At 67.6% G+C, this 13,722-nt stretch carries 11 protein-coding genes; 8 read left to right on the top strand and 3 right to left on the bottom strand.

Going from position 1 to position 13,722, the window contains the following annotated elements; translation table 11 throughout:
* Positions 1-69: 69 nt before the first annotated feature.
* The gene (locus tag BLT03_RS13205; protein ID WP_245711375.1) at positions 70-603 is read left to right on the top strand and encodes a DUF2867 domain-containing protein; all 534 of its coding nucleotides are present in this window, start codon (positions 70-72) and stop codon (positions 601-603) included.
* Positions 604-740: 137 nt separating this feature from the next.
* On the opposite strand, the gene BLT03_RS13210 is transcribed toward BLT03_RS13205, so the two are convergent.
* Positions 741-2,117, bottom strand: coding sequence for a glycerate kinase type-2 family protein (locus BLT03_RS13210; protein WP_092744220.1), 1,377 nt, complete (start codon positions 2,115-2,117; stop codon positions 741-743).
* Between the two features lie 75 nt (positions 2,118-2,192).
* Here BLT03_RS13210 and BLT03_RS13215 point away from each other — a divergent pair, with 75 nt between their 5' ends.
* The 7 genes from BLT03_RS13215 to BLT03_RS13245 all read left to right on the top strand — a co-directional run bounded on the left by BLT03_RS13215 (position 2,193) and on the right by BLT03_RS13245 (position 11,286).
* Positions 2,193-2,867 (top strand): GntR family transcriptional regulator, encoded by a 675-nt coding sequence (locus BLT03_RS13215; protein ID WP_092744221.1) that lies wholly within the window; start codon positions 2,193-2,195, stop codon positions 2,865-2,867.
* A gap of 7 nt (positions 2,868-2,874) precedes the next feature.
* Positions 2,875-3,858 (top strand): allantoinase PuuE, encoded by a 984-nt coding sequence (puuE, locus tag BLT03_RS13220; protein WP_092744222.1) that lies wholly within the window; start codon positions 2,875-2,877, stop codon positions 3,856-3,858.
* A gap of 5 nt (positions 3,859-3,863) precedes the next feature.
* Positions 3,864-5,639 (top strand): 2-oxo-4-hydroxy-4-carboxy-5-ureidoimidazoline decarboxylase, encoded by a 1,776-nt coding sequence (uraD, locus tag BLT03_RS13225; RefSeq protein ID WP_092744263.1) that lies wholly within the window; start codon positions 3,864-3,866, stop codon positions 5,637-5,639.
* Positions 5,636-6,877 carry a M20 family metallopeptidase gene (locus BLT03_RS13230; protein WP_092744223.1) on the top strand — a complete coding sequence of 414 codons (1,242 nt, stop codon included), beginning with the start codon at positions 5,636-5,638 and terminating at the stop codon, positions 6,875-6,877. The genes uraD and BLT03_RS13230 overlap by 4 nt, the downstream gene beginning before the upstream one ends.
* Before the next feature lie 469 nt (positions 6,878-7,346).
* Positions 7,347-8,636 (top strand): C4-dicarboxylate transporter DctA, encoded by a 1,290-nt coding sequence (locus tag BLT03_RS13235; RefSeq protein ID WP_092744224.1) that lies wholly within the window; start codon positions 7,347-7,349, stop codon positions 8,634-8,636.
* 86 nt (positions 8,637-8,722) lie between these two features.
* Positions 8,723-10,561, top strand: coding sequence for a methyl-accepting chemotaxis protein (locus BLT03_RS13240; protein WP_092744225.1), 1,839 nt, complete (start codon positions 8,723-8,725; stop codon positions 10,559-10,561).
* A 29-nt stretch (positions 10,562-10,590) separates the two neighbouring features.
* The gene (locus BLT03_RS13245; protein WP_092744226.1) at positions 10,591-11,286 is read left to right on the top strand and encodes a GntR family transcriptional regulator; all 696 of its coding nucleotides are present in this window, start codon (positions 10,591-10,593) and stop codon (positions 11,284-11,286) included.
* 49 nt (positions 11,287-11,335) lie between these two features.
* Here the strand turns inward: BLT03_RS13245 and BLT03_RS13250 are convergent, their stop codons facing one another.
* The gene (locus BLT03_RS13250) at positions 11,336-11,908 is read right to left on the bottom strand and encodes a DUF2244 domain-containing protein (RefSeq protein ID WP_175537749.1); all 573 of its coding nucleotides are present in this window, start codon (positions 11,906-11,908) and stop codon (positions 11,336-11,338) included.
* On the bottom strand, positions 11,905-13,572 hold the full coding sequence (gene ctaD, locus BLT03_RS13255; protein ID WP_092744228.1) for a cytochrome c oxidase subunit I: 1,668 nt from the start codon (positions 13,570-13,572) through the stop codon (positions 11,905-11,907). The genes BLT03_RS13250 and ctaD overlap by 4 nt, the downstream gene beginning before the upstream one ends.
* Between the last annotated feature and the right edge of the window lie 150 nt (positions 13,573-13,722).

The following is a 13,722-nucleotide window of genomic DNA, read 5'->3' on the forward strand; positions in this document are numbered from 1 at the left end:
CGACAGTGGCGCGGTCGTTGAACTCACGATCTTGTAGATGCGCTCTCTGTCAGGACTAGACTGAACCGCATGAGCCTCCTTGAGAACATGACATCGACCAAAGCGCGCGCTGTGCCCATGCCCGGCAACAGCGTGCTGGCGCCGCTTTACCCGCGCGCAAACCTGTTGGATGCCTTTGCCATTCAGTTGCCGGCGCAGGCAAGCGATGATCTTGAAGTGCTGGCACGCATCGCGCTCGAGCATCCCGCTTGGTGGATTCGCGCGCTCACGCATGTTCGCGATGTGGCGATGGCCACAGTGGGCGTTAAATCGTCTCAAGCCGTCGGCCTTGCCGGAGCGGCGCATGGGCCGGTCATCGGCTACTTGCCGCTGCTGACGAAGAGCGCGACGGAGTTAGTCCTGGGCGCGGATGACCGGCATCTCGACTTCCGCGTCACCGTTCAACTCCGCGCCGACGCGGCGAATGGTCGCGAGTTGCTGGTGGGTACGGTGGTGCATTGCCATAACAGACTGGGACGCGTCTATCTCGCGACGATTGCGCCGTTTCACCGCGTGATCTTGCGGGCGAACCTGGAACGGGCCGTGAGAGAAATGAGGGCATGAGCATGCATAGGCGATGCGACCGGCATGCCGAAGTCAGCCCCGGACTTCTTCTGCTTTAAGACGTCGAGGATAGCCACCGGCCAGCGTACGATTTGAATAAAAACAGCCTCCAGCGCATATTCCCCTAGGGCAGTGCGCTACAAAATATATAGCACCCTGAAATCATTCACATTGGTGTGCGTGGGCCCGGTCATCACCAGATCGCCCAGCGCCGAGAAGAAACCGTAGGCGTCGTTGCGGTCGAGGTGGCGGGCGACGGACAGGTCGGCGCGGCGGGCTCGCTCCAGCGTGTCGGGCGTGACGATCGCGCCGGCGTTGTCCTCCACCCCGTCGATGCCGTCGGTGTCGGCCGCCAGCGCCCACACGCCGGGCTGGCCCTGTAGCGCCTGGGCCAGGCCCAGGCAGAACTCCCCGGCGCGGCCGCCGCGCCCGCGTGCTGTGCCGTCGGTCTGCGGGCGCACGGTCACGGTGGTTTCGCCGCCCGACAGGATGACGCAGGGCCGTGCAAACGGCTGGCCGCGCTGCGCCACCGAACGCGCCAGGGCGGCGTGCACGCGGCCGACCTCGCGCGACTCCCCCTCCATCTCGTCGGAGAGGATGTACGCCGCCACACCGGCCGCACGGGCGGCCGCCGCGGCGGCTTCCAGCGACTGCAGCGGCGTGGCGATCAGGCGCACGGCGTGGCCGGTGAACGCGGCGTCGCCGGGCTTCGGCGTTTCCAGCGCGCAGGCCTGCAGCGCCGCGCGCACGGGCGCGGGAATGTCGATGCGGTAGCGCGCCAGGATGTCGAGCGCTTCGGCGCAGGTCGTGCCGTCGGGCACGGTGGGGCCGCTGGCGATCACGGCCGGGTCGTCGCCCGGCACGTCGCTGATGGCCAGGGTGACCACGCGGGCTGGCGCGCACGCTGCGGCCAGCCGGCCGCCTTTTATGCGCGACAGGTGCTTGCGCACGCAGTTCATCTCGGCAATGCCGGCGCCGCTTTCCAGCAGTGCGCGGTGGATGCGCTGCTTTTCAGCGAGCGTCAGCCCTTCGGCCGGCAAGGTGAGCAACGCGGAGCCGCCGCCCGAGATCAGGCACAGCACCAGGTCGTCAGCCGTGAGCCCTTGCGTGAGCGCCAGCATGCGCTCGGCCGCCACCATGCCGGCGGCGTCGGGCACCGGGTGCGCGGCCTCGACCATCTCGATGCGCTGCGGAAGCCCCGGCGGCCGCTCGGGCACATGGCCGTATCGCGTGACGACCAGGCCCGACAGGGGGGCATCGGCCGGCCACAGCGCCTCCAGCGCATGGACCATCGAGCCGCCGGCCTTGCCGGCGCCCAGCACCAGCGTGCGCCCGCGCGGCGGGGACGGCAGGTGTGCCGCCAGGCCGTGCACCGGCAGGGCGGCATGCACGGCCACGTCGTACAGATGGCGCAGGAACTTCGCAGGGTCGCTGGGGGACGGTGCCGTCGAAAGCGATGGCGCCACGGGCGACGCCTGGAAAGCAGCGGCAGATGGAGATGGGTGGGCGGTCATCCGAAGATTCTGGCCGAACGCGGCGAGCCACTTCGTCCACCAAAACTGTATACACATTGGCAGGCCACCGCTATCATGCGGCCGATGGAAATATCGACCACCAGCGCGATCGTCAGCCACCTGACCCGGGCCATCGTCGATCACCGCCTGCTGCCGGGCGCCAAGCTGGCGGAGCAGAAGCTGGCCGACCATTTCGGCGTCTCGCGCACGCTGGTGCGGCAGGCGCTGTTTCAGCTGTCGCAAAAGCGGCTGGTGCGCCTGGCCCCCGCGCGCGGCGCCTTCGTGGCCGCGCCTTCCGCCGACGAGGCACGCCAGGTGTTCGCCGTGCGCCGCATGCTGGAGGCCGAGATGACCCGCGCCTTCGTGCGCGAAGTGACGCCCGCCCGCATCCGCGCGCTGCGCGAGCACGTGGCGCGCGAGAAGGCCGCCGTGGACGAGGCCGACGTGCAGGGTCGCACCGAACTGCTGGGCGACTTCCACGTGCGCATGGCCGAGCTGATGGACAACCAGGTCCTGGCGCAGATGCTGGGCGAGCTGATCTCGCGCTGTGCGCTGATCACGCTCATGTACCAGAGCGCCGACGAGGCCGCGCATTCGCACGACGAGCACGCCGAGATCGTGAAAGCCCTGGCCGCGCGCGACGAAGAGCGCGCCGTGCGCCTGATGGACGCACACCTGCTGCACGTGCAGGCCAGCCTGGCGTTCGACCGCAAGCTGCCCCCCAACGACATCTCCATGGCTCTTTCCTGAGGACCCGATGACCGCCGCCCCCATCTACGACGCCACCCTGCCCTACCCGCGCGACCTCGTGGGCTATGGCCGCAATCCGCCGCATGCGCGCTGGCCGGGCCATGCCCGCATCGCCGTGCAGTTCGTGCTGAACTACGAAGAGGGCGGCGAAAACGCCGTGCTGCATGGCGATGCGGGCAGCGAGCAGTTCCTGTCGGAAATGTTCAACCCCGCCAGCTATCCCGAACGGCACATCAGCATGGAAGGCATCTACGAATACGGCTCGCGGGCCGGCGTATGGCGCCTGTTGCGCGAGTTTGAAAAACGCGGCCTGCCGCTCACCGTGTTCGGCGTGGCGACGGCATTGCAGCGCCATCCGGACGTGACGGCCGCCTTCATGGAACTGGGCCACGAGATCGCCTGCCACGGGCTCAAGTGGATCCACTACCAGAACGTGCCCGAGGCGGTGGAGCGCGCCCACATGGCCGAGGCCATGGACATCCTGCAGGCACTGACCGGCGAGCGGCACGGCACGCCCGGCGCGATCCACGGCGCAGGCTGGTACACGGGCCGCGACAGCCCCAACACGCGCCGCCTGGTGGCCGATTACGGCGGCTTCGCCTACGACAGCGACTACTACGGCGACGACCTGCCCTTCTGGATGAAGGTCGCCAAGACCGACGGCAGCACGGCCCGGCAGCTCATCGTGCCGTACACGCTCGATTGCAACGACATGCGCTTTGCGCTGCCGCAGGGCTATTCGCACGCCGATCCGTTCTTTCAATACATGAAGGACACGTTCGACGCGCTGTATGCCGAGGGCGACCCGGCCGGCGACGACCGCCCCAAGATGATGAGCATCGGCATGCACTGCCGGCTGCTCGGCCGTCCCGGCCGCATCACCGCGCTGCAGCGCTTTCTCGACCATGTGCAGCGGCACGACCACGTCTGGGTGTGCCGCCGCATCGACATCGCACGCCACTGGGCCGAGGCCCATCCCTGTCCGGAGTGAACGCCATGCCCCTCACCCTCGAACAACTCAACGCCGCCGACGCGCCAGAGGCTGCGCGCCTGCTGGACGGCCTTTACGAGCATTCGCCATGGATCGCCGAGCAGGCGCTGGCCGCGCGGCCGTTCCGCTCGCTGGCGCAGTTCAAGCACGCCATGGTGCGCGTGCTGGCCCAGGCGCCGCGCGATGCGCAACTGGCCCTGGTGCGCGCCCACCCCGAGCTGGCGGGCAAGGCCATGGTGGCCAACGCCCTCACCGCCGAATCGGCGCGCGAGCAGAACAAGGCCGGCCTCACGCAATGCACGCCCGAGGAATTCGCGCGCATTCAGCAGCTCAACGCCGACTACAACGCGCGCTTCGGCTTTCCGTTCATCCTGGCGGTGCGCGGCCCGCGCGGCACGGGGCTGGCGAAGCAGGACATCATCGACACCTTCGCGCGCAGGCTCTCCAACCCGCCCGACTTCGAACTGGCCGAGGCACTGCGCAACATCCACCGCATCGCCGAGATCCGCCTGAACGATCTGTTCGGTGTGGAGCCCACGCTGGGCAACGGCGTGTGGGACTGGCAGGAAACCCTGGCGCAGCACAGCGACCCGGGCTTTGCCGAAAAGGGCCAGCTCACCGTCACCTACCTCACCGATGCGCACCGCGCCTGCGCGCAACGCATCAGCCACTGGATGCGCGAGTGCGGCTTCGACGAAGTCGCCATCGATGCGGTGGGCAACGTGGTGGGCCGCTACCACGGCGCCACGCCGGATGCCCGCCTGCTCATGACCGGCAGCCATTACGACACGGTGCGCAACGGCGGCAAATACGACGGGCGCCTGGGCATCTTCGTGCCCATGGCCTGCGTGCGCGAACTGCACCGCCGCGGCCAGCGCCTGCCCTTCGGCATCGAAGTGGTGGGCTTTTCGGAAGAGGAAGGGCAACGCTACAAGGCCACCTTTTTGGGCTCGGGCGCGCTCATCGGCGACTTCAACCCGGCCTGGCTCGACCAGAAGGACGCCGACGGCGTGACCCTGCGCGAAGCCATGCAGCACGCCGGCCTGTGCATCGACGACATTCCGAAACTGCAGCGCGACCCGGCCCGCTACCTCGGCTTCGTCGAGGTGCACATCGAACAGGGGCCGGTGCTGAACGAGCTGGACCTGCCCCTGGGCGTGGTCACCTCGATCAACGGCAGCGTGCGCTTCGTGGGCGAAATGCACGGCATGGCCAGCCATGCCGGCACCACGCCCATGGACCGCCGCCGCGACGCGGCTGCCGCAGTGGCTGAACTCATCCTGGCCGTGGAGGCCCGTGCCGCGCGCGACGGCGATTCGGTCGGCACGGTGGGCCTGCTGAACGTGCCCGGGGGCTCCATCAACGTGGTGCCCGGGCGCTGCCAGTTCAGCCTGGACCTGCGCGCGCCCACCGATGCGCAGCGCGACGCGCTGGTGGCCGACGTGCTGGCCGCCCTGCAATCCATCGCCGCGCGCCGCGGCCTGCACTACACGCTGGAAGAAACCATGCGTGCCGCCGCCGCGCCCAGCGCGCCGGCCTGGCAGCAGCGCTGGGAGCGCGCCGTGGACGCGCTGGGCGTGCCGGTGTACCGCATGCCCAGCGGCGCCGGCCACGACGCGATGAAACTGCACGAAATCATGCCGCAGGCCATGCTCTTCGTGCGCGGGCTGAACAGCGGCATCAGCCACAACCCTCTTGAAAGCACGACCAGCGACGACATGCAGCTCGCCGTCGATGCCTTCTCCCATCTTCTGAACCAACTGGCCACCGAAACCCCATGAGCACCTACCAATCACTGGACGCCTGGATCGACCAGCACTTCGATGAAGAAGTGCGCTTTTTGCAAGCGCTGGTGCGCGTGCCCACCGACACGCCACCCGGCAACAACGCCCCGCACGCCGAGCGCACCGCCGAGCTGCTCCAGGAATTCGGCTACGCCGCCGAGCGCCACCCCGTGCCCGACGCCGACGTGAAGGCCTACGGCATGGAATCGATCACCAACCTGATCGTGCGCCGGCCCTACGGCCCGGACGCCACCGCCGCTGGCGGCCGCACCGTGGCGCTCAACGCCCATGGCGATGTGGTGCCGCCCGGCGAAGGCTGGACGCACGACCCCTACGGCGGCACCATCGTGGACGGCAAGATCTACGGCCGCGCCACCGCGGTGAGCAAGAGCGACTTCGCATCGTTCACCTTCGCCCTGCGCGCCCTGGAGGCCGTGGCCCGCCCGGCGAAGGGCGCGGTGGAACTGCACTTCACCTACGACGAAGAATTCGGCGGCGAACTGGGCCCCGGCTGGCTGCTGCGCCAGGGCCTGACCCGGCCCGACCTGCTGCTGGCCGCCGGCTTCAGCTACGAAGTCGTCACCGCGCACAACGGTTGCCTGCAGATGGAAGTGACCGTGCACGGCAAGATGGCCCACGCCGCCATTCCCCACACTGGCGTGGATGCGTTGCAAGGCGCGGTCGCCATCCTGAACGCGCTCTACGCACAGAACGCCCGCTACCAGCAAGTCACATCGCAGGTCGATGGCATCGAGCACCCCTACCTGAACGTGGGCCGCATCGAAGGCGGCACCAACACCAACGTGGTCCCCGGCAAGGTGGTGTTCAAGCTCGACCGCCGCATGATCCCCGAAGAGAACCCGGCCGAGGTCGAAGCCGACATCCGCCGCGTGATCGCCGAGGCCGCCGCAGGCTGCGCCGGCATCACCGTGGACATCAAGCGCCTGCTGCTCGCCAACGCCATGCAGCCACTGCCCGGCAATGCCCCGCTCGTCGCCGCCCTGCAAAAGCACGGCGAAGCGCTTTTCGGCCAGCCGATTCCCGCCATGGGCACGCCGCTGTACACCGATGTGCGCCTGTACGGCGAAGCCGGCATTCCCGGCGTGATCTACGGCGCCGGCCCCCGCACCGTGCTGGAATCGCACGCCAAACGCGCCGACGAACGCCTGGACCTGGAAGACCTGCGCCGCGCGACGAAGGTGGTGGCGCGGACGCTGCATGACCTGTTGAGCTGAGAGGGACAGCGGCTGCCCGCTACCGGTTACTGCATGACGGCGGAGTCGGGCAGCCGCGAGGGGTCGGTGCGTTCGGGCGGGACGTTCTTGAACACGACGTACGCCCAACCAGCACCGCGTTGACCGGAAACCGCTTCATAGCGGCTTGCACCATCGCGCAACCGAAAGCCCATTGCCGGGTGACGCCCGCGGCACCTTCGCCCTGGCGTGCATGGTCATCACCCCCTTTTTGCATGCCTCAATCCGCTGTTGCGAATGCCAGAGGCCCAGCATTAAGCTGCGCTCCATTGATTATCAGTCACCAAAATCCATTGCAATAAGTTGCGCATCTAGCAACTCACGTCCCAGAGCGCTCATCCGTGGACCCGACGCCACACGCGGGATAACCCCGAATCCGAGCGGGCCGTGAATGTCTACATTTCTTGTATGCAAGATTTGTGAATCAATGTCACGACTTCCCGGAGACTCCATGCAACGCTTTTTCCGCTCCCTGTTCGGCCGGGTCGTCCTGGCTTTGATTGCCGGTGTCATCGTCGGGCTGCTGTGGCCCCAGTGGGCGGTGCAACTGAAGCCGCTGGGCGACGGCTTCATCAAGCTGATCAAGATGCTGATTCCGCTCATCGTCTTTTGCGTGGTGGTGCACGGCATTGCCGGCACGGGCGACCTGAAGCGGGTGGGCCGCGTAGGTATGAAGTCGCTGATCTATTTCGAAGTGGTCACCAGCATCGCGCTGCTGCTGGGGCTGGTGCTGGCCTTCGTGTTCGAGCCGGGCGTGGGCATGAACGTGGACCCGCGGGCGCTCGATGCCTCGGCCATGGGTGCCTATGCCGACAACGCCAACAAGCTGGCAGGCGGGGGTTTCAGCGACTTTCTGCTCAAGCTGATTCCGAACACGGCCATCAGCGCGTTCTCCACGGGCGATGTGTTGCAGGTGCTGCTGTTTTCCATCGTGTTCGGCTGTGCGCTGTCGCTGGTGGGGGAGCGCGGGGCGCGGGTGGTGTCGCTCATCGATGATTTTTCCGCCGTGCTGTTCAAGGCCATGGGCCTGATCATTCAACTCGCGCCGCTCGGCGTGCTGGGCGCCATCGCGTTCACGGTGGGCAAGTACGGCATTGGCTCGCTCAAGCAACTGGGCCTGCTGGTCGCGCTGTTCTACGCGGCGGTGTTCATCTTCGTGGTGGTAGTGCTGGGGCTGATCATGCGGTTTTCGGGCTTCAGCCTGTTCAAGCTGCTGCGCTACCTGCGCGAGGAACTGGCGGTGGTTTTCGCCACCACGTCGTCGGACAGCGTGCTGCCGCAGGTGATGGCCAAGCTCAAGCACCTGGGGATTCGCGATTCGACCGTGGGCCTGGTGATTCCCACGGGCTACTCGTTCAACCTGGATGCGTTCTCCATCTACATCACGCTCGCAGCGGTGTTCATCGCCCAGGCCACGAACACGCCGATCTCGATGGCGGACCTGCTCACCATCTTGGCGATCTCGCTGGTGACCTCCAAGGGCGCGCACGGCGTGCCGGGCTCGGCCATCGTGGTGTTGGCGGCCACGCTGCACGCCATTCCGGCGATTCCCGCCATCGGGCTGGTCCTGGTACTGTCGGTGGACTGGTTCATGGGCATCGCCCGCGCGGTGGGCAACCTGATCGGCAACTGCGTGGCCACGGTGGCCATCGCCTCATGGGAGGGCGACATCGACCGCGAGCGCGCCCATGCCGTGCTGAACGGCCAGGCGCCCGAGCCGGACGCCGGCCGCACCGACTGACGTTTCCACGCCCATTCCAGATTGCTGTAAACATTGGTAACCCTATTTACGGTGTAATGCAGCCTTCTTTACGCAATGGTTTCGCCATGATCCAGTCCCTGCGCTCCAAGATCCTCATCATCAGCACCGCAACGGTCGTCTGCGCACTCGCAGTCACCGGGGCTGCCACCTACACCATCACCCGCGCCAACACGTTCCAGACCATCGAGCAGGATCTGGACGCGATCACGGCGGGCAACACCATGGCCATCGACCAGTGGGTGTCGGCCAAGGCAGCGGCGGTGAACGCCACCGCCGCGGTGGTGGAAATTGGCGACCCGCAAGGCTTCGTCGCGCTGATGGGCAAGGCCAACGGCTTTCCCATCACCACCGTGGGCTGGGAGGACAAGACCTTCAAGTCCACCACGCAGACGCCTGCGGGCTACGACCCGACGGCCCGCCCCTGGTACAAGGCCGCGGTGCAGGCCGGCAAGCTCGCCGTGACCAAGCCGTACGGCGACTCCACCACCGGGGTGCCTTATGTGGCCTTCGTCGCCCCGCTGCTGCGCAGCGGCGCCCTGCAAGGCGTGGTGAACGGCGCCGTGCCGCTGGAAGGCGTGCGCGAAGTGGTGTCCGCCATTCGCCCGACGCCGAGCAGCCTGGGCTTCGTGGTGAACAGCGATGGGCAGATCCTCGCCCACGCGGATGCCAAGCTCAGCCTCAAGCCCGTCACTGAACTCTCGCCCCTGCTGACCCCGGCCGCAATGGCCTCCCTCACGGGCGCCACCCGGCCGATGGAAGTGGAACTGAACGGCAGCGCCAAGCTGCTGAAGGCCCGCCCGGTGCAGGGCACCGACTGGCAGCTGATCGTGGCGCTGGACAAGGCCGAGGCCACCACCGGCCTCAAGAGCGTGCTGCAAACGCTGGCCGTGGCCATCGTGCTGCTGGCCCTGCTGGCCGCGGCCGTGGGCGCCATGCTGACCGCCAAGTCGTTCCGCCGCCTGTCGGAAGTGCGCGACGCCATGGACGAGATCGGCTCGGGCAGCGGCGACCTCACGCACCGCCTGCCCGTGTCGGGCAACGATGAAGTGGCGCAGATCGCCTCGTCGTTCAACGTGTTCGTGGACAAGATCGGCACCGTGCTGCAAGACGTGCGCCACGGCGTCGAATCCATGAAGACGGCCACCGACGAAATCAAGGCCGGCAACCACGATCTGTCCAACCGCACCGAGACGTCTGCCAGCAACCTGCAGGAAACCTCGGCCTCGCTGTCGCAGCTCACCGTCACCGTCAAGCAGTCGGCCGAAGCCGCGGCGCAGGCCACGCGCCTGGCCACCTCGGCCAGCGCATCGGCCAGCAAGGGCGGCGAAGTGGTGGCCAGCGCGGTCAGCACCATGGACGAGATCTCCAAGTCCTCCGCCAAGATCGGCGAGATCATCGGCGTGATCGATTCCATTGCCTTCCAGACCAATATCCTGGCGCTGAACGCCGCCGTGGAAGCGGCCCGTGCCGGCGAAAACGGCCGCGGCTTCGCCGTGGTGGCCAGCGAAGTGCGCAGCCTGGCGCACCGCAGTGCGACGGCGGCCAAGGAAATCAAGACGCTCATCGACGCCTCGGGCGTGAGCGTGACGACCGGCACCCAGCGCGTGCGCGCAGCGGGCGAGACCATGGGCGAGATCGTGGACAGCATCCAGCGCGTGACGCAGATCATCGGCGAGATCAATGGCTCGATGACCGAGCAGAGCGCCGGCATCGGCCAGATCAACCAGGCCGTCGCCGAAATGGACCGCGCCACGCAGCAAAACGCCGCGCTGGTCGAGGAATCCACCGCCGCTTCGGCCGTGCTCAACGAGCAGGCGCACAATTTGTCGCGCACCGTGGCCGGCTTCACGCTGGACAAGCACGCAGGCGCGGGCGGCGCGTCCATGCTCGCCCTGCCCCGCTGACCGGCCAGCCCGGCAGCCCCACCCCCGCCATGAACGGTGCCAGCAGCCAGACGCAGATCGCCCAGCAAGTGGTGGAGTCGATCCTGGCGCAGAAGCTGGCACCCGGCGAGCGCCTGGGTGAACAGGCCCTGGCCACCCTCTTCGGCGTGAGCCGCACCCTGGTGCGCGAAGCGCTTATGCAATTGCAGGCGCGCGGCTTCGTCGAAGTGCGCACGCGCCGCGGCTGGTACGTGGTGGAACCCTCGGTCGAGGATGCGCGCGATGCCTTCTCGGCACGGCGCATCGTCGAGGCGGGTATCCTGGCCGAAGCAGGCCGCCCGCTTCAATCCGCCGTGCACCGCCTGCGCGACCACATCGCCCAGGAGCAACAGGCCATCGAGGGCGCCGATGCGGCAACCCGTGCGTTCCTGCTGGCCGACTTCCATGTGTGCCTGGCCGAAGCGCTGGGCCACCGCAGCCTGAGCGGCATCCTGCGCGACCTCACCGCACGCACCACCTTGGCGGCCTCGCTCTACCAGTCTCGCCACGAAGCCAGCCAATCGTGCGCGGAGCATGCCGCCATCGTCGAGGCCATCGAGCAAGGCGATACGGCGCTCGCCCGTGAACGCATGCTGGCGCACATCGGGCACGTGGAGCAAGCGCTCGATTCCCAGGCGCCGCGCACCCACGACCGCCTGCGCGACTCGCTGGCGCCACTCGCGGCCCGGCGCGCCTCCAGCCCCTGATCGATCACCGGGCAGGCCGGCAGCCACGCACTGGCCAGCCGCGCACCACTCAGCGCAACACGCTGGCGCCGTCGCCCTGCCAGCGGTGCCCGTCACCCGGCAGCGCACCGCCCTCGTCCACAGCGCCGAATGCCGCCAGCCGCCGGACGGCCGCGCGCAACTCCTGGTGCAGCCGCTCCCGCTGCAGCCGCGAGGCATGCCGGCCGACCGCGATGCGCTGGCGGCCACAGGCGATCCACAAACCGGGCGGTGCCGTCCCCCGGCCCGCCGGCGTGCGCTCGAACCGGCACCACGCTGCCGGAAAGCGGTGCCGCCGCTCCTGCGCTCCACAGGTGGCGCAGACCTCCAGCTCGCCCGTGTCGTACAGCACCACCTCTTCGCCGTCCAGCGCATGCCGGGCGCCGTGCCAAAAAGCGATGCCCAGGCCCAGCACCTGCACGCCGTAGAACGCGGCCACCGGCCAAAATCCCAGCACCAGAAACCACAGGCCCAGCGCCGCCAGCACTGCCGCAGCCACCGCATACGCCGTGAGGTACTGCCGCGGCGACAGCGACAGGTTGCGCCGCAGCCGCCAGCGGCGCAGGGCGCGCGGCGCGCCGATGGGCTGCGCCAGCGCGTTCACGGCAGCACCCGCGTGGCGGTTTCGTCGAGCCGGGGCGGCGTGACGAATGTGTGCATGGGCGCAGGCGACGGCACTTCCCACTCCAGGCCTTCGGCCCCTTCCCACGGCCGTTGCGGGGCCGGCGCACCGCGCTTGCGCAGCGCTGGCAGCAAGATAGCGAACAGGAAGTAAACCTGCGCGAGCCCGAAGACGATGCCCGCCACGCTGGTCAGCCGGTGGAAGTCGGTGAACTGCGCCGCATAGTCCACATAGCGCCGCGGCATGCCGGCCAGGCCGAGAAAATGCATCGGAAAGAACGTGACGTTGAGCGACACCATCGACAGCCAGAAGTGCACCTGCCCGCGCCGCTCCGAGTACATCACCCCCGTCCACTTCGGCACCCAGAAGTAGTAGCCCGCAAACATGGCGAAGAGCGACCCTGCCACCAGCACGTAATGAAAGTGCGCCACCACGAAATACGTGTCGTGGTACTGGATGTCCACCGGCGCGATGGACAGCATCACCCCGCTCAGCCCCCCGATGCTGAACACGAAGATGAACCCCACCGCGAAGAGCATGGGCGTCTCGAACGTCATCGAGCCGCGCCACATGGTGGCCGTCCAGTTGAACACCTTCACGGCCGTGGGTACGGCGACCAGCATCGTGGCGTACATGAAGAACAGCTGCCCCGTGATCGGCATGCCGGTCGTGAACATGTGGTGCGCCCACACGATGAACGAGAGGATCGCGATGGACGCGAGCGCATAGACCATCGAGCTGTAGCCGAAGAGCCGCTTGCGCGCGAAGGCGGGCACCACATGGCTCACGATGCCGAAGGCCGGCAGGATCATGATGTAGACCTCGGGGTGGCCGAAGAACCAGAAGATGTGCTGGTACAGCACCGGGTCGCCGCCGCCCGAGGCGTTGAAGAACGTGGTGCCGAAATGCCGGTCGGTCAGCGTCATGGTGACCGCGCCGGCCAGCACCGGCATCACCGCGATCAGCAAGTAGGCCGTGATGAGCCACGCCCAGCAAAAGAGCGGCATCTTCATGAGCGTCATGCCCGGCGCGCGCATGTTCAGCACCGTCACGATGATGTTGATGGCGCCCATGATGGAGCTGATCCCCATGAGGTGAATACCGAGAATCGCCACGTCCATGCCCGGCCCCATCTGCAAGGTCAGCGGGGCATACAGCGTCCACCCCGCCGCCGTCGCGCCGCCGGTGGTGAAGAACGACGAGATGAGCAGCACGCCGGCGAAGAACAGCAGCCAGAAGCTGAAGTTGTTCATGCGCGCGAACGCCATGTCGGAGGCGCCGATCTGCAGCGGAATCATCCAGTTCGCAAAGCCCACGAACGCCGGCATGATCGCGCCGAACACCATGATCAGTCCGTGCATGGTGACGAGCTGGTTGTATAGCTCCGGGTTGAGCAACTGCAGCCCGGGCTGCATCAGCTCGATGCGGATGAGCAGCGCGAACACGCCACCCACCAGGAACATCGCAAAGCTGAACAGCAGGTACAGCGAGCCGATGTCCTTGTGGCTGGTGGCGTACAGCCAGCGCCGCCAGCCATGCGGCGTGGCATGGTGCGGCGAAGCGGAGTGACTTGATTCAGGATGCGGCGAGGCGTGGCCTGGCGCGGCAGGCGACGGGTCCGGGGAAGCGACGGCGGTATCGGTCATGGTCGTGGTCTTTCCGGGCAGGACCGCGCGATCAGGCGGTCGATACGAAACGAGCGCATTGGCAGCGGGCTGGACCGGTCAAGCGGGTTGACTGGCTCGACCCGGCAGCCTTCGCTGAGCCGGCCGGCCTGCAAGATTTGCCGGCATTTT

The organism is Paracidovorax valerianellae (genome assembly GCF_900102625.1).
In the GTDB taxonomy this organism is placed as follows: domain Bacteria; phylum Pseudomonadota; class Gammaproteobacteria; order Burkholderiales; family Burkholderiaceae_C; genus Paracidovorax; species Paracidovorax valerianellae.